This is a genomic window from Streptomyces sp. NPDC026515, assembly GCF_055567595.1.
Map to the genome: position 1 here is coordinate 65,209 of NZ_JBVHQD010000003.1, position 20,971 is coordinate 86,179.

17 protein-coding genes and 1 pseudogene are annotated in these 20,971 nt (G+C 71.7%); 14 read left to right on the forward strand and 4 right to left on the reverse strand.

Annotated features, from left to right (window positions below; translation table 11 throughout):
* Positions 1-262: 262 nt before the first annotated feature.
* The 8 genes and pseudogenes from ACZ4O3_RS06345 (at position 263) to ACZ4O3_RS06380 (ending at position 8,793) form a co-directional block, all read left to right on the forward strand.
* Positions 263-1,495 (forward strand): exo-beta-N-acetylmuramidase NamZ family protein, encoded by a 1,233-nt coding sequence (locus ACZ4O3_RS06345; RefSeq protein ID WP_467721388.1) that lies wholly within the window; start codon positions 263-265, stop codon positions 1,493-1,495.
* Positions 1,492-2,475, forward strand: a complete 984-nt coding sequence (locus ACZ4O3_RS06350) for a GNAT family N-acetyltransferase (protein ID WP_467721390.1) — start codon at positions 1,492-1,494, stop codon at positions 2,473-2,475. Before ACZ4O3_RS06345 ends, ACZ4O3_RS06350 begins: the two co-directional genes overlap by 4 nt.
* Positions 2,472-3,788 (forward strand): extracellular solute-binding protein, encoded by a 1,317-nt coding sequence (locus ACZ4O3_RS06355; protein ID WP_467721391.1) that lies wholly within the window; start codon positions 2,472-2,474, stop codon positions 3,786-3,788. The genes ACZ4O3_RS06350 and ACZ4O3_RS06355 overlap by 4 nt, the downstream gene beginning before the upstream one ends.
* Positions 3,782-4,747: a carbohydrate ABC transporter permease gene (locus ACZ4O3_RS06360; RefSeq protein ID WP_362722418.1), complete on the forward strand. Its 966-nt coding sequence runs from the start codon at positions 3,782-3,784 to the stop codon at positions 4,745-4,747. The genes ACZ4O3_RS06355 and ACZ4O3_RS06360 overlap by 7 nt, the downstream gene beginning before the upstream one ends.
* On the forward strand, positions 4,744-5,613 hold the full coding sequence (locus ACZ4O3_RS06365; RefSeq protein WP_467721392.1) for a carbohydrate ABC transporter permease: 870 nt from the start codon (positions 4,744-4,746) through the stop codon (positions 5,611-5,613). The genes ACZ4O3_RS06360 and ACZ4O3_RS06365 overlap by 4 nt, the downstream gene beginning before the upstream one ends.
* Before the next feature lie 333 nt (positions 5,614-5,946).
* A pseudogene (locus ACZ4O3_RS06370) lies at positions 5,947-6,231 on the forward strand (beta-ketoacyl synthase N-terminal-like domain-containing protein); the annotation flags it as partial.
* 39 nt (positions 6,232-6,270) lie between these two features.
* Positions 6,271-7,449 carry a crotonyl-CoA carboxylase/reductase gene (gene ccrA / locus ACZ4O3_RS06375; RefSeq protein WP_467721655.1) on the forward strand — a complete coding sequence of 393 codons (1,179 nt, stop codon included), beginning with the start codon at positions 6,271-6,273 and terminating at the stop codon, positions 7,447-7,449.
* A 99-nt stretch (positions 7,450-7,548) separates the two neighbouring features.
* Positions 7,549-8,793: a ThuA domain-containing protein gene (locus tag ACZ4O3_RS06380; RefSeq protein WP_467721394.1), complete on the forward strand. Its 1,245-nt coding sequence runs from the start codon at positions 7,549-7,551 to the stop codon at positions 8,791-8,793.
* 53 nt (positions 8,794-8,846) lie between these two features.
* Here ACZ4O3_RS06380 and ACZ4O3_RS06385 read toward each other — a convergent pair whose 3' ends face one another.
* Positions 8,847-9,788, reverse strand: a complete 942-nt coding sequence (locus tag ACZ4O3_RS06385; protein ID WP_467721395.1) for a D-2-hydroxyacid dehydrogenase family protein — start codon at positions 9,786-9,788, stop codon at positions 8,847-8,849.
* 357 nt (positions 9,789-10,145) lie between these two features.
* Here ACZ4O3_RS06385 and ACZ4O3_RS06390 point away from each other — a divergent pair, with 357 nt between their 5' ends.
* Positions 10,146-11,816 carry a winged helix-turn-helix domain-containing protein gene (locus ACZ4O3_RS06390; RefSeq protein WP_467721396.1) on the forward strand — a complete coding sequence of 557 codons (1,671 nt, stop codon included), beginning with the start codon at positions 10,146-10,148 and terminating at the stop codon, positions 11,814-11,816.
* A gap of 24 nt (positions 11,817-11,840) precedes the next feature.
* Here the strand turns inward: ACZ4O3_RS06390 and ACZ4O3_RS06395 are convergent, their stop codons facing one another.
* Positions 11,841-12,446 (reverse strand): GOLPH3/VPS74 family protein, encoded by a 606-nt coding sequence (locus tag ACZ4O3_RS06395; protein ID WP_467721397.1) that lies wholly within the window; start codon positions 12,444-12,446, stop codon positions 11,841-11,843.
* Positions 12,447-13,167: 721 nt separating this feature from the next.
* Here ACZ4O3_RS06395 and ACZ4O3_RS06400 point away from each other — a divergent pair.
* A complete protein-coding gene (locus ACZ4O3_RS06400) occupies positions 13,168-14,022 on the forward strand; it encodes a PaaX family transcriptional regulator (RefSeq protein WP_467721399.1) in 855 nt (284 codons plus the stop codon).
* Between the two features lie 9 nt (positions 14,023-14,031).
* On the opposite strand, the gene ACZ4O3_RS06405 is transcribed toward ACZ4O3_RS06400, so the two are convergent.
* Positions 14,032-14,445 (reverse strand): RidA family protein, encoded by a 414-nt coding sequence (locus ACZ4O3_RS06405; protein ID WP_362719821.1) that lies wholly within the window; start codon positions 14,443-14,445, stop codon positions 14,032-14,034.
* A 171-nt stretch (positions 14,446-14,616) separates the two neighbouring features.
* Here ACZ4O3_RS06405 and ACZ4O3_RS06410 point away from each other — a divergent pair, with 171 nt between their 5' ends.
* The 4 genes from ACZ4O3_RS06410 to ACZ4O3_RS06425 are packed head-to-tail and all read left to right on the forward strand — an operon-like array spanning position 14,617 to position 20,080.
* Positions 14,617-15,099: a cupin domain-containing protein gene (locus ACZ4O3_RS06410; protein ID WP_467721401.1), complete on the forward strand. Its 483-nt coding sequence runs from the start codon at positions 14,617-14,619 to the stop codon at positions 15,097-15,099.
* Positions 15,096-15,995, forward strand: a complete 900-nt coding sequence (locus ACZ4O3_RS06415; protein ID WP_467721403.1) for an acyl-CoA thioesterase — start codon at positions 15,096-15,098, stop codon at positions 15,993-15,995. The genes ACZ4O3_RS06410 and ACZ4O3_RS06415 overlap by 4 nt, the downstream gene beginning before the upstream one ends.
* Positions 15,996-16,040: 45 nt before the next feature.
* Entirely contained in the window at positions 16,041-17,684 is a 1,644-nt protein-coding gene (locus ACZ4O3_RS06420; RefSeq protein WP_362719812.1) for an AMP-binding protein, read from the forward strand.
* Positions 17,685-17,695: 11 nt separating this feature from the next.
* Complete coding sequence (locus ACZ4O3_RS06425; protein WP_467721404.1) at positions 17,696-20,080, forward strand: bifunctional salicylyl-CoA 5-hydroxylase/oxidoreductase; 2,385 nt, start codon at positions 17,696-17,698, stop codon at positions 20,078-20,080.
* Here the strand turns inward: ACZ4O3_RS06425 and ACZ4O3_RS06430 are convergent.
* Positions 20,063-20,224, reverse strand: a complete 162-nt coding sequence (locus ACZ4O3_RS06430) for a hypothetical protein (protein ID WP_467721678.1) — start codon at positions 20,222-20,224, stop codon at positions 20,063-20,065. The two genes, ACZ4O3_RS06425 and ACZ4O3_RS06430, sit on opposite strands and share 18 nt — an antisense overlap.
* Positions 20,225-20,971 lie beyond the last annotated feature (747 nt).

Genomic DNA, 20,971 nt, shown 5'->3' on the forward strand with positions numbered 1-20,971 from the left:
GGTGAGAACGCAGAGAGACGGCGGCGATGAGACGGTGACGACGTCAACGCCGGGAGGGCCGAGGCCCGTCGCCATCCCATACCGTCACCGCGGCCGGACACTCCGGCGACACGGAAACGTCCCACGACCGAGGGACCCCCGCCGGCGTGTCGTGACGGACGGGGTGACGGAGTCGTCGGCGATTCATCGCCGCTCAACACGTACATAGGGGTAAATTCCCGCCATTGCTTGGGAGAGGTGTCACCGGCGGACGGGGCAGGAGATGAGCACGGACGACGGTGTCGCGGTGACGACCGGGATCGCGCGACTGCACGACTCGCCCGGGCTCGCCGGCCCCGGCCGGTTCGCACTGGTGACCAACCACGCCGGCGTGCTGCCCGATCTGCGCCCGGTGGCGCCCGCGCTGCTCGCGGCCGGCGCGCCGCTGGCCGCCCTGTTCGGCCCCGAACACGGGCTGCACGGCACCGGCCAGGCCGGCGAGTCCGAGGCCGCCGGGACGGACCCCGACACCGGCCTGCCGGTGTACGACACCTACCGGTGCGAAGGCGACCGCCTCGACAAGCTGCTGATCGACAGCGGGATCGACACCCTGGTGCACGACCTCCAGGACATCGGGGCCCGGTTCTACACCTACGCGTGGACCATGTTCGACCTGATGGTCTCGGCAGCCCGCACCGGCATCCGGTTCGTGGTCGCCGACCGCCCGAATCCGCTCGGCGGACTCGTCAGCGAGGGCCCGGTCCTGGAACCGGCGTGGGCCAGCTTCGTCGGCCGCGCGCCGGTCCCGGTCCGGCACGGCGTCACGGCCGGCGAACTCGCCCGGCACCTCAACACCTCGGCTGTACCCCAAGCAGCGGGGCAGGCAGTGGAGTTGACGGTGATCGAGGCCACCGGCTGGCGGCGCGCCATGGACGCCGAGGCCACCGGACTGCCGTGGATCGCGCCCTCGCCGAACATCCCGACCCCCGCCACCGCCCGCGTCTACCCCGGCACCTGCCTGTTCGAGGCAACCAACCTCTCCGAGGGCCGCGGCACCACCCAGCCCTTCGAGATCGTCGGCGCCCCCTACCTCGACGGGCGGTTCACGGCCGCGCTCGCCGAACTCGCCCTGCCCGGCGTGCACTTCCGCGACCTTCGCTACGTGCCGGCCTTCCACAAGCACGCCGGAAGGCCGCTGCGGGGAGTCCAGCTGCACGTCACCGACCGCGAGGCGTTCGCCCCCGTCCGCACCGCCGTCGCGATGCTCGCCGTGCTGCGCCGGCTGTACCCCGACGACTTCGCCTGGCACACCGCCGACGCCGGCGCCGAGGGCACCGGACACCGCCACTTCATCGACCTGCTGTGGGGATCCGACCGGTTGCGGCGCGCCGTGGACGCGGGCGAGGACCCGCTGCCGCTGTGCGATCCGCCCCGCCCGCCCGGCCGGTGGGCCGGCGACGACGTGCTGCTCTACCCCGCGGACCTGTCGCCCTGCCCGGAAGGATCCCCTCGATGACCGACCGCACGACGACGGCCCCGGCCGGGATCCGCGGCTTCCGCGCGGGTGACGGCCCGCGGGTGGTGGAGGCGTGGCGCCGCAGCGTGCCGGCCGACCCCATCACCACGGACCGGTTCCGCACCCTGGTGCTGCTCGACCCCAACTTCGATCCCGAAGGTCTGCGGGTCGCCGTCGACGGCGACCGGGTGGCCGGCGCCGCCTACGCGGTACGGCGGCTGACGCCCATGGCCGGCACCGACCTGGAGCCGGAACAGGGCTGGATCCCTTTCTTCTTCGTCGCCCCGGACGCCCGCGGACACGGCCTCGGCCGCCGGCTGCTGACCGAGGCCCTCGACTGGCTGCACGGCCACGGCCGTACCCGCGTGGACTTCTCGTCGTACACCCCGAACTACGTGTTCCCCGGCCTGGACGCCGAGGCCTACCCGGAGGCGGCCGGGCTCCTGGAGTCCCTGGGCTTCCACACGCTGTACGAGGCGGCGGCGATGGACCGCGGCCTGGTCGGCTACCGCCGCCCGGACGAGGTCACCCGCCGCCTGGACCACCTGACCGGACGGGGCTACCGGTTCGCCACCCCGGCCGACGACGACCTGGTGGACCTGCTGGCGCTCGCCGGGCGCCACTTCGGCCCGGACTGGGCGTGCACGATCCGGGCGTGTCTGACCGCGGGCACCCCCCTCGACCGGATCGTCGTGGCCCGTGACCCGGCGGGCCGCATGGTCGGCTGGGCGATGCACGGCGCGTTCGACTCGGTGGACGAACGGTTCGGCCCCATCGGGGTGCTGGAGGAGATGCGCGGCACCGGACTCGGCGAAGTCCTCCTCCACCTGGTCCTGGAACGGATGCGGGCGCGGCGCGCGCACTCGGCGTGGTTCCTGTGGACCGGCGCGCAATCGCCGGCCGGCCACCTCTACCGGAAGACCGGCTTCACCACGACCCGGGTGTTCCGCGTACTGCGCCGGGAGGCGGCCGTCCGATGACACCGACACGCCCGGCCGGCCGGCTGAACCGCCGTCACCTCGCGCTCGCACTGCCCTCGGCGCTGCTCACCGCCGGCTGCGCCGCGCCCTACCGGGGCACCGGACGGCCCGGCGAGCCGATCGTCCTCACCGTGCTCTCCCACTACGCGAGCGGCGAGCTGAAAGAGGCCCTGCAGGGCCCGGTCGACGAGTGGAACGCCACGCACGACCGGGTCAGGGTGGCGACCAAGGCCGTCGAGTTCACCGACCTGCTGACCACGTTCATGGTCCGCCAGGCCGCGGGCCAGGGCGCGGACATCCTCCAGCCGTACTGCCTGTGGAACGGCCAGCTCGTCCGGGCCGGCGTGTTGCGGCCGGCTCCCGCCGGACACGCCGAGGAGATCAGACGCGGTTACGGCGCCGCCGCGGTCGGCTCCGCCTCGGTGGCGGGCCGGGTCTACGGCTACCCCACCGAGACCCAGACGTACGCCCTCTACTACAACAGACGGCTGCTGCGCCAGGCCGGCGTCGACCACCCCCCGGGCACCTGGCGGGAACTGGAGGAGACGGCTTACCGCACCGCCCGGCGGGACGGCTACGGCAACACCCTGGTGCAGGGGTTCGGCCTGTCGACCTACGACGACTCCACGACCGTCGGCCAGACCCTCGCCCTGCTCAACGCGGCCGGCGGACGGTTCGTCACCGCGGACGGCAGGAGCACCGCCATCGACTCGACGGCCGGACGGGCCGTGCTCGACCTGCAGCACCGTCTCGTCGCCAAGGGCGCGAGCGACCCCGGCGTCAACGTCTACAAGGCGTTCGCGTCCGGGCAGGTCGCCATGGTGATCAGCGCCGGCTGGTGGACGGCCAACCTCAAGTCCCTGATGGGCCGCGCCTACCGTGACGTCGGCGTGGCGCCCGTGCCGCTGCCCGATGCGGACGGCCGGCGCGCCACGCTCTCCACCGGGTTCATGCTGGGCGTCAACACCGCCAGTGAACATCCGGGGGAGGCCTGGGAGTTCCTGCGCTGGCTGAACGCCGAGAAGGTGCGCGGCGTCACCCGGATGAGTGCCCTGCAGGCGTCGGTCGGCTCACTGACCGGCCGCGCCGACGACATGCGGACCCTGCTCGGCACCGGCGGCGACCCGAACCTGCGGCCGTTCCTGGAGGCGCTGGCGTACGCGGTGCCGGAGCCGAACGGACCGGGCGCACAGCAGGCCAAGTCGCTGCTGCGCAAGAACATCGAGGCGCTGTGGACCGGTCAGCAGACCGTGGACGAGGCACTGCGCACCACTTGCCGCCAGGTCGACCAGGAGGTGTCGCGCGCATGGTGAACGCCACCCTGACGGCGGAGGCCGCCGAACGGGCGGCCACCCGGCCGTCCGCCGTCGGCGTCCGCGGCAGCGGACGTGGCCGCCAACGACGCCGCCAGGCCGTCGTCGCCTACCTCTTCCTGGCCCCGACGCTGCTGTTCTACGCCGTCTTCCTCGCCCTGCCGCTCGGCTTCGCGCTGCTGCTGTCCATGTCCCACTGGGCGGGCTTCGACCTCGGCGACATCGACCCCGTCGGACCGGACAACTTCGCCCGTCTCTTCGCGGACGGAGCGACGTTCCTGACCCCGGTCCTCACCAACACGCTGCTGTTCGCCCTCGGCACCGTGGCCCTCGCGCTGGCCGGCTCCGTGCTCGTGGCCACCTGCATCGACAAGCTCCGGTTCCAGGGACTGTGGCGCACCCTGTACTTCCTGCCCATCGTCACGACCGTCGTCGCCGTCGGCAACGTCTGGAAGTACATGTACGAACCCGGCGGCCTGGTCAACGGCGTCCTCAACGCCGTCGGAGTGGGCTCGGTGGCGTTCCTCCAGGACCCGGACACCGCGCTGCCCGCGGTCGTCGTCGTCCAGGCGTGGGCCTCGGTCGGCTCGGCGATCCTCGTCCTGACCGCCGGGCTGAAGTCCGTTCCCCAGTCGTACTACGAGGCCGCGGCGCTCGACGGCGCCGGGCCCGTCACCGTCTTCTGGCGGATCACGCTGCCGCTGCTGCGGCCGTCCCTGCTGTTCGTGTGCATCACCCAGTTCCTCACCGGCCTGCAGTCGTTCGCGCTGATCATCGTCATGACCAAGGGCGGACCCGGCGACGCCACCGAGGTGGCCGCCCTGGAGATGTACCGGCAGGCCTTCTCCTACGGCGACTGGGGCGCCGCGAGCGCCGCCGCCTTCGTACTCTTCGCGGTGGTCCTCGCGGTCACGCTGGTCCAGTTGTGGCTCTTCCGGCGCAAGGGGGAGGACGCGTGATCCGCCGGCGGTTCCCCTGGCTGTCGTACCTGCTGGTCGTCACCGGCGCGGTGCTCACGCTGGTGCCGTTCCTCGACATGGTGATGACGTCCTTCAAGGGCGCCGACGAGGCCGGCCGGCTCCCCTACCGGTTCCTGCCCGAGGCGTTCGACCTGTCCAACTACCGCGCGGCCGTGCACCAGCTGGACCTGCCGGTGCTCTTCCGCAACAGCGTCGTGGCCACGGCCGTGATCAGCGGGTCAGTGCTGGTGACCTCGTCCCTCGCCGGCTACGCGCTGGCCAAACTCCGCTTCCCCGGCCGGGACTTCGTCTTCCGCCTGGTGCTGTCGACGATGATGTTCCCGCCGTTCCTCTTCCTCGTCCCGCACTTCCTGATCCTGGTGCACTGGCCGCTGGCGGGCGGCAACGACCTGTTCGGGCGCGGCGGCGCCGGGCTGACCGTCAGCATCGCGGCGCTCGCCATGCCGTTCCTCGTCAGCAGCTTCGGGATCTTCCTGATGCGCCAGTTCATGGTCTCCCTCCCGGACGAGGTACTGGAGGCGGCGCGGATCGACGGGGCCGGGGAGTTCACCGTGTGGTGGCGGATCGTCGTCCCGCAGACCCGGCCGGTCCTCGTCACCCTCGGACTGCTGACGTTCGTCGACGCCTGGAACGAGTACATCTGGGCGCTGCTCGTCTCGACCGCCAACCCGGACGTGATGACGCTGCCCGTCGGCATCCAGCTCCTGCAGGACTACGTCGACCCGACCCGCACCACGCCGATCGTCATGGCCGGCCTGGTCCTGAGCACCCTGCCGGTCCTGGTGCTCTTCCTGTTGCTGCAGAAGCACTACATCCGCGGTGTGATGCTCAGCGGCCTCAAGTGAACCGCCGATCCTACCCAGATCGGGTGTCGATACGCTGTTTGTCGTAGCACAGCGGATTGCGGCTGGGGGGTTTGTTCTCTCATCGGCCGTGCGGTACGCCTGCACCATGCATCAGTTCGGTCGCACCCCTTGTGGCGGGCGGCCTCAACTGCCCTGGCCAGCGACGTTCCTTGCGGATCCCGGCTAAAGGACATCCCAGCCTCAGCCCAACTTCTTCAAGTGAGCCCTTTCCAACCACCCTTTTTAGTTGGGTAGTTGGGATGACAGACAGATGAAGTCCTTCCTGGTGGATGGGTTTTCGACCAAGAGAACTGTGTCCACCAGAGGCTTCGCATGCTCACCTACCCGTCCGGTGTTGACGTGTCCAGCTCTGCCCTGCACTTCCGCGCCGCTAGCCTGAGGGAGCACCGCCGCCTTCTCGGAACCCGGTGGCGCCGCCTGAACGCAGGTCGACAGGCCCTCCTCGCCGGCGGTGTCAACCTGAACATCACTCAGGATGGCTACGACGTCAGCCGGGCGTTCGGCGCGATCTCACCGTCGGGGTGCTGCCACACCTTCGACGAACGGGCCGACGGGTTCGTGCGCGGCGAGGGCGGTGTCGTCCTGGTGCTCAAACCGCTGTCTGCGGCACTGGCGGACGGGGACGCCGTGCACGTGGTGATCCGGGGCAGCGCCGTCAACGACGACGGCGGCGGCGACTCGCTGAACGCCCCCGGCCAGGAGGCCCAGCAGGACGTACTGCGCCTCGTCTGCGCGGCCGCCGGGGTGTCCCCCGGCGAGCTCGACTACGTCGAACTGCACGCTACGCCGGCACCGGCCGCCCGGCACGACCTGCCGTACCACGTGATCGGCTCCGACCTGTCCGGCGTGGTCCTGCGTACCGGGGCCGGGGTGCGCCGCTGGCGGCCCGGTGACCGGGTGGTCGCGCACTGTCTGTCCGTCGAGCTGGAGGACGCGGCCGGCCACGACGACACCATGCTCGACCCGGAGCAGCGGATCTGGGGGTTCGAGACCAACTACGGCGGGCTGGCCGAGCTGGCACTGGTGAAGGCCAACCAGCTGATGCCCAAGGCCGGACACCTGACCTGGGAGGAGGCCGCGGCACCCGGCCTCGTCAACTCCACCGCCTACCGTCAGCTCGTCTCGCGCAACGGCGCCGCCATGAAGGTCGGTGACACCGTGCTGATCTGGGGAGCCGGCGGCGGACTCGGCTCGTACGCCACCCAGTACGCGCTGGCGGGCGGCGCGACACCGATCTGCGTGGTCTCCAGCGAGCAGAAGGCGGAGATCTGCCGGGCGATGGGCGTGGAGGCGATCATCGACCGCGGCGCGGAGAACTACCGGTTCTGGCGGGACGAGGAGACCCAGGACCAGCGGGAGTGGAAGCGGTTCGGCAAGCGCATCCGTGAACTGACCGGCGGCGACGACGTGGACATCGTCTTCGAGCACCCGGGCCGGGAGACCTTCGGGGCCTCCGTCTACGTGGCCCGCCGGGGCGGCACGATCGTGACCTGTGCCTCCACCTCCGGCTACCGGCACGAGTTCGACAACCGCTACCTCTGGATGCACCTCAAGCGGATCATCGGCTCCCACTTCGCCAACTACCGTGAGGCCTGGGAGGCCAACCGGCTCGTGGTGAAGGGCCGTATCCACCCCACGCTCTCCCGTACCTACCCGCTGGCCGAGACCGGCCGGGCCGTCGCCGACGTCCACCGCAACCACCATCACGGCAAGGTCGGCGTGCTGTGCCTGGCCCCGCGGGAGGGCCTTGGTGTCACCGACCCCGAACTGCGGGAACGGCACGAGCCGGCCATCAACCGCTTCCGTACCGAGTGAGTGTTTGGTCTGAACCATTGACATGTCCATGGACCAGGGCTTTCAATGCGGCACGTCTACGTATGTCTTCCGGCGTTCACGTACGAGGAAGGTCCTGGCATGACGACCCCCCACCCGGACACAGCCTGGCCCCGCACCCTGTTGAGACTCCTCGCCCTGCTCGCCGTGGTGCTCGGCGTCCAGGCCGCACCCGTGCACAGCGCCCGCGCCGCCACGCCCGTCAACGTGATCGCCTTCTACGACGGCACGTACGACGCGGCGCACATCAGCTTCGACCACGAGGCCGCCACCTGGTTCCCGCAGGCAGGCGCCCAGAACGGCTTCACCTACACCCAGACCACGGACTGGAGCCGGCTCAACACCGCGACGCTCGCCAACTACCAGGTCGTCATGTTCCTCGACGACTACCCGCACACCGCGTCGCAGCAGTCCGCCTTCCAGAACTACGTGGCGGGCGGCGGCGGATTCATCGGCTTCCACGTCTCGGCGTACAACGACAACACCAGCGACTGGCCCTGGTACCACAACACCTTCCTCGGCACCGGCACCTTCAGGAGCAACAGCTGGGGTCCGACCGAGGAGACCCTGCAGATCGACGACCCCAGCCACCCCGCGACCGCCAACCTCCCGGCCACCATCACGTCCTCGGTCAGCGAGTGGTACAGCTGGCAGAACGACCTGCGGCAGAACCCGGACATCGACATCCTCGCGTCGATGGCCCCGTCCACCTTCCCGATCGGCACCGACCCCAACCAGACCTGGTACAGCGGCTACTACCCGATCGTCTGGTCCAACCGCAACTACAAGATGGTCTACAACAACTTCGGCCACAACGCGATGGACTACAACACCAACACCACCCTGTCCTCGACGTTCGGCAGTGCCCAGCAGAACCAGCTCCTGCTCCAGGAGATCAAGTGGGCCTCCGGCCAGTCCGGTCCGGTCACCCCGCCGGCCGGCGCCACCGGCCCGATCCACGGCTACGGCGGCAAGTGCGTGGACGTGGCGGGCGCCGCCAGCGCCAACGGCACGGCCGTGCAGCTCTACGACTGCAACGGCAGCGGCGCGCAGAACTGGACGGTCTCCACATCCGGGACCATCGGCGCGCTCGGCAAGTGCATGGACGTGACCGGAGCCAGTACCGCCAACGGCGCCAAGGTGCAGCTGTACGACTGCAACGGCACCGGATCGCAGGTCTGGCAGGCCGGCGCGAACGGCTCCCTGGTCAACCCGCAGTCGGGCAAGTGCCTCGACGCGACCGGACCCAGCTCGGCCAACGGCACCCGGCTGCAGATCTGGTCGTGCGCGGGTTCCGCCAACCAGAGCTGGACACTGCCGTCCTGAACCGCCCGCCGTGCGGGGCCGGCCGCGCGCCGGCCCCGCACGGCGGCAGGGCGTCAGAACAGGGTGCGCACGGGTGTGCCGGCGCTCCAGGCGGCGATGTCCTCGACCGCGTCCCGGTAGAAGACCTCGTAGAGATCCCGGCTGACGTAGCCGATGTGCGGGGTGACCACGGCGTTCGGCAGGGTGCGCAGCGGGTGACCGGCCGGCAGCGGTTCCCGGTCGAAGACGTCCAGCGCCGCCGACGCGATCCTGTTCCCGGCCAACGCGCTGATCAGCGCCGCCTCGTCCACCAGGGGCCCGCGCGAGGTGTTCACCAGGACGGCCGTCGGCTTCATGAGGCCCAGCTCGCGCTCGCCGACCAGGCCCCGGCTGCGCTCGCTGAGGACGAGGTGGATGCTCAGCACGTCCGACCGGGCGAACAGTTCGTCCCGCGAGACGTGTTCCGCTCCCTTGGCCCGCGCGTCGGCAGGGGTGAGGTTCTGGCTCCAGGCGATGGTCCGCATTCCGAAGGCACGCCCGATCTCCGCGACCGCCGTCCCGAGCCGCCCGAGGCCGAGCAGTCCGAGGGTGCCGCCCCGCAGGCTCGTCCCCAGGCCCTGCTGCCAGCCGCCCCGGCGTACGGAGTCCACCTGCTGCGGGATCAGGCGTGCCGCGGAGAGGATGAGCCCCCAGGTGAGTTCCACCGTCGGATATCCGAAATACCCGGTACCGCAGACGGTGATCCCGGCCCGGCGGGCGGCGTCCAGATCGATCGCCGCGTTGACGGGCCCGGTGGTCACCAGCAGCTTCAGCCTCGGCAGTCTGCCGAGCGTCGTGGCCGCAAACCTCGTCCGCTCCCGCATGGCGACCACCACCTCGTACTCGGCGAGCGCCGCCGCCACCGCCTCCTCGTCCGCGAAGGCGTCCCGGAAGACGTGCACGTCGGCCCGGAGCGAATCCCAGTCGGCCAGGCCCAGCGCCACGCCCTGGTAGTCGTCCAGGATCGCGATCCTCATACGGATTCCTCTCCCTCTCGGAGGCCGGGCAGCGCCTCCCGACCGAGGGTACGGGGGCCGGCCTCCGGGACACGCGCGGCACGTGCGGACTTCTCGCGGACACCCCGAAGCTCCGCCACCCGGCCCCCGCTCCCGGGCACCGCGCGACCACCACGACGGCACCCGGTCCGGCAGGACCGCCGCCCCTGCGCGTGACCGGTTCCCGGCGTGCGACGCTCCCGGGCGGCGCAACCCCGCGCAGCAGGGTGCGCCGGGACTCTAAGCTCATGTGAAGCCGCACGTCCCGGGAGACGGGTGCGTCGGCGCTCACATGTCGGCACAGTCGGTACAGGGGATTCGGGGCGTACACGATTCGCCGTGCTCGGACCCGTCAGGGCCTGGCGTGGCGACACGGAACTGGTACTCGGACCGCCCAAGGAACGCGCGCTGCTCGCGTTGCTGCTCTCCGAGGCGGGGCATCCGATCGCCGTCCACCAGATCGTCGACGCGCTCTGGGGGCAGAACCCGCCGCACAGCGCCGTCAACGTCGTCCAACGGCACATCGGCGCCCTGCGCCGGCTTCTCGAACCCGGCCTCCCGGCCAGGGCCGAGTCCCGCCGGCTGCTGCGCGACGGAGCGGGCGTCGGCATCCACGTCGTCCTCGCCGGCGACGGGGTGCTCGGCAGCAGCCGGTTCTCCGGCACCACCGAGGACAGGATCGTGCTCAGGCTGAACGACCGCCAGGACTACTCCAGCGTCGGCATCCCCACCAGATCCGCGCCGACCGACCCCGCACCGGGCCGCGGCATCCGCACCCAGGACCTCAGCGAGGCACAGATCGCGGTGCTCGGCGAGGAACTGTCCGGCACCGCGCAGGCCGAACTCCTGATCGCCCTGGGCGGGGAGCTGACCGAGCGCGAGGCCTCGGTGCCGCCCGCCCGGCGCCCGATCCGCCTCGACGTCCTCCCTGACCGGATCACGTACGCCGACGCGCTGGCCCTGCACGCCCACGGCGGCCCGATGCGTCCTCTGGTGGCCGTCGGCGGCGACACCCTCACCTCGCTCGGCCCCGACCTTGCGGACGTACCGACCTTCGTGGTCGCCGGTCCGCCGCGCACCGGCCGCAACACCGCCCTGCTCACCGCGGCGGAGTCGCTGCCGGCGGCCGGGACCGGTCTCGTCGTCCTGGCACCGCGCCGCTCCCCGCTGCGGCGGCTGCGGGGAGCGGCCGGGCGTGGTCGTCGTCATCACGGACGCCGAGGTGAGCGCCGCGGAGTTCCGGCAGGCGCTCGGCAACGTACCGGAGGAACACGGCGTGATCGTGGTGGACGACGCCGAACCGTTCATGGGGGCCGAGATCGACTCCGATCTCGCGCTGCTCGCCCGGGGCGGTGCCGGAACCGGCTGGGGGGTCCTCGCGGCCGGCAACGCCGAGTCGCTGTCCCTGAGCCTGGCGGTGCGGCCGGCCTGTCGGCCTGTGGCAAGACCATCTCCATCGGTGACAGCTCGCCCTCGGCGACCTCGTCCGGCGCGGTGCCCTCCCCGTCGTCCTCCGCCACGGCACCCGGCCAGGGCGCGGGCAACCCGGCGCTCCAGGTGGTCGACTCCACCGCCCAGGACGCGGGCCTCAGCGGCACCGGCGGGACCGTGGCCGGGGCGGCGGTGCAGGAGGCGCCGCCCAAGTGGGTGCAGCTGTCGGCGGTGACCTCGGCGCCGCTGTCCGGCGCGCACCTGATCAACATCAACCAGGCGTCGCTGTACCGCTTCGACGCCGACACCGCCGACCCCTCGCAGACGGCCTGCACCGGTGCCTGCGCGGTGAAGTGGCCGCCGGTCACCGTCCAGGAGGGCGGCAACGTCTACCTGGCGGGCGTCGACCCGAAGACGGTCGGGGCCATCCGGCGGCCGGACGGCCAGGTCCAGATCACCGTCGGCGGTTGGCCCGTCTACCGCTTCTCGGGTGCCAGCAAGCCGGGTGATCTGGACGGCCAGGGTCTGGACGGCAGGTGGTTCGCGGTCTCGCCCACCGGAGAGAAGGCGACCCGGTAGCGGACGGCCGCGGTACGGCCACCGTCACAGGCCGCGCCACACGTTGTCGAAGGCCGCGTCCTCGATCTCCCGCCGCTGCCGGACGGCGGCCAGTTCGGTCACGGCGTCCTCCACGGCGGCCACCACCGTCACCGTCGCGTCGGAGACGGCCTGCGCGAGGTCCTTGGGCGTCTCGTCCTGGATGCCCACGGCGGCCGCGAAGGCGGCGAGCACGGGCTCACCCGACGTCCAGCGCTCGCGCGCCCGCGTGTGCTCGGGCGAGTCGGTGGGCGCCGTCCGCCCGGTCGGCAGCGGCAGCCAGCGCCGCCGCTGCCGGGTGACCGTCCCCTCCTCCTCCAGTTCGGCGAGGTAGGCGGCGGACAGGCCACGCCCGCGGCGCCACAGCCAGTCCTCGACCGACTCGTGGGGCGTGTCGGACTTCAGCGCCGCCCCCGCCTGGTCGAGGAGCCGGTCGCCCGTCCCGCCCTGAGGGGCGGGCACGATGATCTCGTCGTCGAGGGTGAGCGCCCCGGCGCCGAGGAGATCGACCAGTTCGGCTCCCGCGAGCGCCAGCGAGAGGTCACCCTGCTCGACGGACCGGCCGGCGGCGTCGTACACGGTGACGATGAACAGGTCCCGGGGTGTGGTCATGTCGGACTCCCCAACAGAGATGGCGGCGGAGACATCTGAGGCAATGGTGGCGCGGAGGAACACGATGCCCGGTACGGGCGCCACGCAGTCTCTCGTGCTTCGCGCCCACAGGTCACTCCTTCCGCCCTGGCGAGGCGCATGGCATGCCGCCTCGCGCGCCCTACCACCACGATGTGCCGCGCCGCCCGGACCCGCAGCGCGACGCCGGTGCCGACGGGGCCCGCGGCGCCGGGGGAGCGGGGATCCGGACGGGCCGGTGGCCGGGGCCCCTGCCCGCCAGGACCGGAGATCCGTCACCTCGGAGAAGCCGAGGACGCGGACGTGGCACCCGCGTCGGGATGCGGAGCCGGCATCCCCCGGGGGCCCGGTGATCCGTGCCGCCCGGAGCCGTGGGCCGCGCCGCGGTGGCTTGGATGGCGGTCCGCACGGCCCGGTGCCGTGGTGCGCGGTGCCGCCCCGGGGGGAAGCCGCGATCCGCGCTGCCCGGGAGGCAGGACCGCGGTCGCGAGGGCGGCGGGGGACCGTGCCGCCGGCCCGAGCCGAACCGCGGGGGAGGGGGCGGCCCGTACCCGAACCGTGCGGGTGGGGGCGGGTCCGCACCGGCGAAGGAGCCGGTGTGCCTGGTGGCCGGGGCCGCGATCCACAGCGCCGGTGGGGTGCCCGGACGCGCGGTAGGCTGCTTGGCGATCAGCAGGGTGACTGCGGCCGGAGGTGGGCGGACATGACAGCGCAGGCCGAGCCGTCGTCCGCCGTCGGTGCGGCCGGCCGGGACAGCCGGCTGGGCCCGTTGATCATCACCCTCTTCGGGCTGTACGCGCGCGGTGAGCACAACTGGCTCTCCGTCGCGTCGCTGATACGCCTCATGGCCGACCTCGGCGTCGAGGGCCAGGCCGTCCGCTCCGCGGTCTCCCGGCTGAAGCGACGCGGGGTGCTGCGCGGCGAACGCCACGAGGGGGCCGCCGGATACGCCGTCGCCGACTCCACGCTGGAGGTACTGGCGGAGGGCGACATACGCATCTTCGAGCGGCACCGGGCCGCGGCCGACGACGGCTGGCTCGTCGTCGTCTTCTCCGTGCCCGAGTCCGAGCGCGACAAGCGTCACGCCCTGCGCGCGGCCCTCACCCGGCTGGGCTTCGGCACCGCCGCCCCCGGCGTGTGGGTGGCCCCCGGCATCCTCGCCGACGAGACCCGCCGCACCCTGCAACGCCTCGAACTGACTCCGTACGTCGACATCTTCACCGGCGACCACTTCGCCTTCGGCGACCTGTCGGCGAAGGTCCGCGAGTGGTGGGACCTCGACGAGCTCACCGCGCTCTACTCGGACTTCCTCGCCCGGTACGGGCCGGTGCGCGAGCGTGCCGTCGCGGGCGGGATCGCGCCGCAGGAAGCGTTCGGGATCTACCTGCCGATGCTCACCGAGTGGCGCCGGCTCCCGTACCGCGATCCGGGCCTGCCGCTCTCCCTGCTGCCGCGGGGCTGGCACGGCGAGACCGCCGGCGCGCTCTTCGAGGAACTCGACAGGAGACTCCGTGCGCCCGCCCGCGAACACGCCCTGGCGGTCATCCACCCGGCCTAGACCCCGTGCCTACGGCCTGACCAGCCGCTCCTGCGGGATCACGGCCACGCCGAGGATCTCGATCATCGCCTCCGGCTGCCAGAGCGCGGTGCAGCCGATGCCCGCCATCGCCGGATACACCGGCCCGGCCAGCTCCCGCCACACCTTGCCGATCTCCTTGCCGTGGGCCTGGTAGTCGGGGATGTCGGTGAGATAGATCGTCACGCTCACCAGGTCCGCCGGCTCACCGCCCGCCGCCCGCAGGGTGGTGAGCACGTTGCCGAACGCCTGGCGGAACTGCTCGACGATCCCACCCGGAACGATCTTCATATCGGCGTCGAGCGCGGTCTGGCCGCCCAGATGAAGCGTGTTTCCCGCGAGTGTTCCGTGCGAGTAGCCGCTCGGGGCGGGCAGTTCGGGCGGGTTCACGGCGACGGGAGTCATGAGGCCTCCGGTTCGGTGGTGTCCGGCTCCGGCCGCACGGCCGGTCGTATTGACAATAAATGACGACCGTGAAAGATACGAGATACAGCGCGCGGTCCTCTTCCGGACCCCGACAGGCCGACGACCCCGACGGGCCGACACCCGGCAAGCCCACGGAAACGGAGCCGTTCCATGGAGCCCGACCTCAGCAAGTACCGACTCGACGGTGACAGCGAGATGTACCGGCTGCCCAGCGGCATCGTCGCGCCCGTCGTCACCCGCGCCGGTCAGGAGGACGTGAACACCGCCGACTCGGGCGGCGCCGTCCGGGTGTCGGGCGTCAGCGCCCAGCACACCACCGCGCGCCGCCTCTGGTACGGCAAGGTCAGCAACGAGCCCGGCTACCGCTCGGTCACCCACCACCACGGCGAGGCCGAGACCGGCGGCTACGTCCTCTCGGGCCGGGCCCGGATCTACTTCGGCGAGAAGTTCGAGGACTACGTCGACATGACCGAGAGCGACTGGGTCTTCGTCCCGCCCTTCATGCCGCACGTCGAGTGCAACCTCTCCCGCAGCAGGCCGCTGGTGTGGATGACCACCCGGACCCCGGAGAACATCGTGGTGAACCTGCCCGACGTGGCCGACACCGATCTGCGCGACTGGCTGAACCGATGACGGCCGACCCGACCTCCGCGATCGTCACCGCGGCCCTCACCCTCAAGCCCGCCGCACCCGAGCATTTCGACCTCGCCTTCACCGCCACCACCCAGCCGTGCCCGTGGCCCAAGGCCTACGGCGGCGACCTCGTCGCCCAGGCGGCCGCGGCCGCAATGCGCTCGGTGGCCGACGGCAAGTCGCTGCATTCGATGCACAGTTACTTCCTGCGCCCGGCCGACATCGGCGCCGAGGTCCGCTACGAGGTGGAGGTGGTGCGCGACGGCCGCGGCTACAGCACCCGCCAGGTACGCGGCTACCAGAACGGCAAGGTGCTCTACGTCTGCCTCGCCAACTTCGCCGCGGGAGAGCCGGGCGGTTGCTTCCACACCGAGTCCGCGGCCGGGATCCCGGCCCCCGAGACGCTGCCCAGCTCGGCCGAGTACCTCGCCGAGCGCCCCGGCGGCACCATGACCGACGAGTCCAGGGCCTACTGGCGCGGCGGCCGCGGCTTCGACATGCGGCACGTCCCCGGCCCCGTCTACCTGACCGTCGAGGGCGAGCGGCTGCCTCATCAGGCGGTCTGGCTGAAGCCGTTCGACGCGCTGCGCCCCGTCGAGGGACTCACCGACGCCCAGCGCGACCTCGCCGCCCTCGCCTACGTCTGCGACTACACGATCCTCGAACCCGTCCTGCGGGTCCTCGGTCTGGCCTGGGCCGACCCCGGCCTGGTCACCGCCAGTCTCGACCACGCCATGTGGTTCCACCGCTCCGCACCGGTGGGCGAGTGGCTGCTCTACGCCCAGGAAGCGGTGGCCGCCGACGCGGGCCGCGGCCTCGGCACCGGACGTTTCTTCACCCGCGACCACCGTCACCTCGCCACTGTCGTCCAGGAGGGCATGATCCGCCCTGCCTGACCGCCCGCCGCACACCACCGGCGGGCTCCCGGAAGGAACCCCACGTTGGCTCTTCCGCTCTCACCTACCTCGCACCTGGACACCTTCGCCCGGGACCATCTGCCGCCCGCCGAACTGTGGCCCACGATCGAGTTCAGCACGCCCGAACTGCGCTACCCGGCCCGCCTGAACGCGGCCACCGAACTCATCGACAGGGCCGTCGAACGGTTCGGTCCCCACCGCCCGGCCCTGCGCACCCCGGCCGGTGAGCTGTGGGCGTACGGCGAACTGCGCACCCGGGCCAACCAGGTCGCCCAGGTCCTGACCGAGGACCTGGGCCTGGTGCCCGGCGGCCGCGTCCTGCTGCGCGCGCCCAACACCCCGTGGACGGTGGCCTGCTGGCTCGGCGTCCTGAAGGCCGGCGGGGTCGTGGTCACCACCATGGCCGCCCTGCGCGCCCGGGAGCTCACGCCGATCGCCGAACTCACCGAGCCCGCGATCGCCCTGGTGGACCACCGCTTCACCGACGAGATCCGGACCGTCCTGCCCGGCCGCCTGAAGACGGTCGAGTACGGCGGCCCCGGCCCCGACGACCTGGTGGCCCGGTGCGCCGCCAAGTCCGGTGCGTTCAGGGACGTGGAGACGGCCGCCGACGACGTGGCACTGCTCGGTCCCACCTCCGGCAGCACCGGCGTCCCGAAGATCACGATGCACTTCCACCGGGACATCCTCTCCATCGACAACACCTTCGGCCGCCACCTGCTCGGGCTGCGCGAGGACGACCTGGTCGCCTGCACCGCGCCGTTCGCCTTCACCTTCGGCCTCGGGATGCTCGTCGTCTTCCCGCTGCGGGCCGGCGCCTGCGCCCTGCTGACCGAGACGGCGACTCCGGCCCAGCTCGCCGACCTCGTCGAGAAACACGGTGTCACCGTCCTCGCGACCGCGCCCACCGCCTACAAGGCGATCGTGCGCGACGGCCGGGAACAGCAGCTGAGCGGTGTCCGGGTCGGGGTGTCGGCAGGCGAGCACATACCGCTCACCACCTGGCAGGAACTGCGGGACCGTGTCGGGCTGAAGGTGATCGACGGGATCGGCGCGACCGAACTGCTGCACATCTTCATCTCCGCCGCCGGCGACGACATCCGGCCCGGTGCCACGGGGCGTCCCGTGCCCGGCTACCGCGCCACGATCCTGGGCCTCGACGGCGCGGAGCTCGGCCCGGGGGAACCCGGGCGGCTCGGTGTCATCGGCCCGGTAGGCTGCCGTTACCTCGACGACGGACGCCAGCGGGACTACGTCGTGGGCGGCTGGAACGTCACCGGTGACATCTTCCACCGCGACGAGGACGGCTACTTCCACTACCACGCCCGCAGCGACAACATGATCGTCTCCTCCGGGTACAACATCGGCGGGCCCGAGGTGGAGGCCGCCATCGACACCCACCCGGACGTCGTCGAGTCCGCCGTCGTGGGCCGCCCCGACCCGGAGCGCGGCTCGGTGGTCTGCGCCTTCGTCGTCCTGCGCGAGGGCGTCACCGGGGACCCGGCGAAGGCCGAGGAGATCCAGAACCACGTCAAGCAGGTCCTGGCGCCCTACAAGTACCCGCGTGACGTCCGCTTCCACGACGTCCTGCCGCGCAACACCAGCGGAAAGCTCCAGCGGTTCGCGCTCCGGAAGATCATCGAAGCCGAGCAGGCCGCCGGGCAGTGAGAGGAACTCCCTTGAAGATCGCGATCATCGGCGGTGGCCCGGGCGGGCTCTACCTGGCGGCTCTTCTCAAACAACTGGACCCCGCCCACGAGATCACCGTGTGGGAGCGCAACGCCCCGGACGACACCTTCGGTTTTGGTGTGGTGTTCTCCGACGAGACACTCGGCGGCATCGAGAACGCCGACACGGTCTTCGCCGAGGCCATGGCGCGCCGCTTCGCCCGCTGGACGGACATCGACATCCACTACCGGGGCGAGAGCCACACCGTCGGCGGGCAGGGCTTCGCCGCCATGAGCCGCAAGGAACTGCTGCACCTCCTCCAGGAGCGCTGCCGGGAGCTGGGCGTCACTGTGCACTTCTCGACCCCGGCACCCGAGGTGGCCGGGCTGCGCGCCTCGCACGACCTCGTGGTCGGCGCGGACGGCGTCAACTCCGCTGTCCGGACCGCCCACGCGGACGCCTTCCGGCCGTCCCTGGACCGGCGGCACAGCAAGTACATGTGGCTGGGCACGGACCGGGTCTTCGAGGCCTTCCAGTTCTTCGTCAAGGAGACCGAGTGGGGGGTGGTGCAGGTCCACGGCTACCCCTACTCCGAGACCGGCTCGACCTTCATCGTGGAGATGCACGAGGACGTCTGGCGCCGGGCCGGCTTCGACGTCACGGAGGACGCCGGGTTCGGGCCGGGCGTCTCCGACGAGCAGGCCGTCGCCCGGATCCGGGAGCTGTTCGCCGACGAACTCGGCGGGCACCGGCTGTTCGCCAACAACTCCAAGTGGCTGAACTTCACCACCGTCCGCAACGAGCGCTGGCACCAGGGCAACCTCGTCCTCATCGGCGACGCCGCCCACACCGCCCACTTCTCCATCGGCTCCGGCACCAAACTGGCCATGGAGGACGCCCTCGCGCTCGCCGCCTGTCTGCACGAACACCGCGACGCGGAAGCCGCGCTGACCGCCTACGAGAGCGAACGCCGTCCGGTCGTGGAGTCCACCCAGCGGGCCGCGCAGGCCTCCCTGGAGTGGTTCGAGAACATCGGCATGTACGCCGGCCAGGACCCCACCCAGTTCTGCTTCAACCTCCTGACCCGTTCGCGCCGTATCACCTACGACAACCTGCGCACCCGGGACCAGGAGTTCGCCGACCGCGTCGACGCCGCCTTCGCTGCGGCGCAGGGACTGGACAGCGAGGCGCCCGCCATGTTCCAGCCGTTCCGCATCGGCCGGCTGGAGCTGAAGAACCGGGTGATCGTCTCCCCGATGGACATGTACTCCGCCGTCGACGGCATGCCCGGTGACTTCCACCTGGTGCATCTGGGCTCGAAGGCGATGGGCGGGGCGGGACTGGTGATGACGGAGATGGTCTGCGTGTCGGCCGAGGGCCGTATCACCCCCGGCTGCACCGGTCTGTGGAACGACGAACAGCTCGGCTCCTGGCAGCGCATCGTCTCCTTCGTCCACGACCGCAGCAGCGCCCGCATCGGCCTCCAGCTCGGTCACTCGGGCCGCAAGGGCTCGACCCGCCTGATGTGGGAGGGCATGGACGAACCGCTCCCCGACGGCAACTGGGACGTCGTGGGCCCGTCCGGGCTGCCGTACGGCCCCGGATCGCCCGTCCCGCGTGCCCTGACCCGGACCGAACTCGACGCCGTCACCGCGGAGTTCACCGAGGCGGCCCGCCGTGGCGCCGAGGCCGGGTTCGACCTCCTCGAACTCCACTGCGCCCACGGCTACCTCCTCTCCTCCTTCCTCTCGCCCCTCGCCAACCTGCGCACCGACGAGTACGGCGGGCCGCTGGAGAACCGGCTGCGCTATCCCCTGGAGGTCTTCGACGCGGTCCGGGAGGTCTGGCCCGCCGAACGGCCGGTGACCGTACGCATCTCCGCCACGGACTGGGCCCCCGACGGCAACACCGAACACGACGCCGTGGAGATCGCCCGGGCCTTCATCGCGCACGGCGCGGCCGCCATCGACGTCTCCACCGGCCAGGTCACCAAGGACGAGCGCCCCGCCTACGGCCGTTCCTACCAGACCCCCTTCGCGGACCGGATCCGTCATGAGGTGGCCGCGGAGTCCGGCGCGGCCGTGATCGCGGTCGGCGCGATCGCCTCCTACGACGACGTGAACTCGATCCTGCTGGCGGGCCGCGCCGACCTATGCGCCGTGGGCCGGACCCATCTGTACGACCCGCACTGGACCCTGCACGCGGCGGCCGACCAGGACTACCGCGGGCCGGCCGCCGAATGGCCGGTCCAGTTCGGGGCCGGGCGCCGCAAGCCGCCCACGGCCCGCACCGACGCCGTTCGCCCCCGCCTGTCCCTGCTGCGGGCGGACCCGGCGGGGGAGAGCGTCCACCTGAGGTGGAAGCCCCTGGGGGAGGGGCTACCGGTGGTGGGGTGACGCCGGGCAGTGCTGCCGGATCAGCTCCTTGCCGTAGTCGTCGCCGTTGGGCGCGTGGGTGACGGAGCGGACGTGCGTCCGGGTCGGGGCGCCCCGGGGGCCGCCGTACGCGCCGCGCAGTGGGTCGGGGCCCAGGTCACGCACGTGTCGTCGAGGTGGGACCGCACCTCGGCCGGCCCGGTCATCCGCGCCGACCGGCCGGAGACGCGGCGCCGGGTCAGCTCCGGTTCGGTCTTCCCGGTGTCCGCGCCCATCAGCATCAGCTCGGGGTACCCGGCGCTCGAGGCGAGCGGGGTGCGCAGTTCGTGGCCGGCACCCGGGTGAGCCGGCACGGTCCGGGTGTGCGGGGTGCGGTCCGCCGGGAGACCGCCGAGGGCGGCACGTCCGGCGGCGGTGAGGGTGGAGCAGCTCGGGTTCGTCGTCGACGATCAGCACGCGGATCGGGTCCACCGCGGGGCGTGGGGGTGTCAGGCACGCCCCGATGCTCTCCCGGCGGGCTGTACACGAGCTGTGGAGTGCCCCCGGAAGTACCCGACGATCATGGAAAACCGCTCGGTTTCCACCCTCCGGAGGGCCCCGGACGCGTGACGCCACCCATAGGAGCCAGGTCACATCCTATCGGGGGTCGTAGGCGCGTGACGCCCCCGGCGCCGCGCAAGCTGCATCAAAAAGGGCATTTCGGCGATTTCTACGATGTTCCGTAGTACGTCACATCATTGCGTCCCGCTCTGGCGATCGCTAAACATTGCTCTCGTCGCCGGGAGACGGGCGATGGGCCGAGCGGACATCCGCCGGGTCCGCCCACTCCCGCCGGTTGCACGGGGCTCCGCCCCACGCCGCCGCACACAGCGGCCGGCGCCGACGCCGTCCCCACCGGAGATTCGCTCACAT

Excerpts from the sequence above, each read along its gene's own strand:
- ACZ4O3_RS06400 (WP_467721399.1), top strand. The coding sequence starts at position 13,168 with ATGACAGCGCAGGCCGAGCCGTCGTCCGCCGTCGGTGCGGCCGGCCGG.
- ACZ4O3_RS06415 (WP_467721403.1), top strand. The coding sequence starts at position 15,096 with ATGACGGCCGACCCGACCTCCGCGATCGTCACCGCGGCCCTCACCCTC.
- ACZ4O3_RS06405 (WP_362719821.1), bottom strand. The coding sequence starts at position 14,445 with ATGACTCCCGTCGCCGTGAACCCGCCCGAACTGCCCGCCCCGAGCGGC.
- ACZ4O3_RS06355 (WP_467721391.1), top strand. The coding sequence starts at position 2,472 with ATGACACCGACACGCCCGGCCGGCCGGCTGAACCGCCGTCACCTCGCG.
- ACZ4O3_RS06385 (WP_467721395.1), bottom strand. The coding sequence starts at position 9,788 with ATGAGGATCGCGATCCTGGACGACTACCAGGGCGTGGCGCTGGGCCTG.
- ACZ4O3_RS06380 (WP_467721394.1), top strand. The coding sequence starts at position 7,549 with ATGACGACCCCCCACCCGGACACAGCCTGGCCCCGCACCCTGTTGAGA.
- ACZ4O3_RS06410 (WP_467721401.1), top strand. The coding sequence starts at position 14,617 with ATGGAGCCCGACCTCAGCAAGTACCGACTCGACGGTGACAGCGAGATG.
- ACZ4O3_RS06360 (WP_362722418.1), top strand. The coding sequence starts at position 3,782 with ATGGTGAACGCCACCCTGACGGCGGAGGCCGCCGAACGGGCGGCCACC.
- ACZ4O3_RS06345 (WP_467721388.1), top strand. The coding sequence starts at position 263 with ATGAGCACGGACGACGGTGTCGCGGTGACGACCGGGATCGCGCGACTG.
- ACZ4O3_RS06350 (WP_467721390.1), top strand. The coding sequence starts at position 1,492 with ATGACCGACCGCACGACGACGGCCCCGGCCGGGATCCGCGGCTTCCGC.
- ACZ4O3_RS06395 (WP_467721397.1), bottom strand. The coding sequence starts at position 12,446 with ATGACCACACCCCGGGACCTGTTCATCGTCACCGTGTACGACGCCGCC.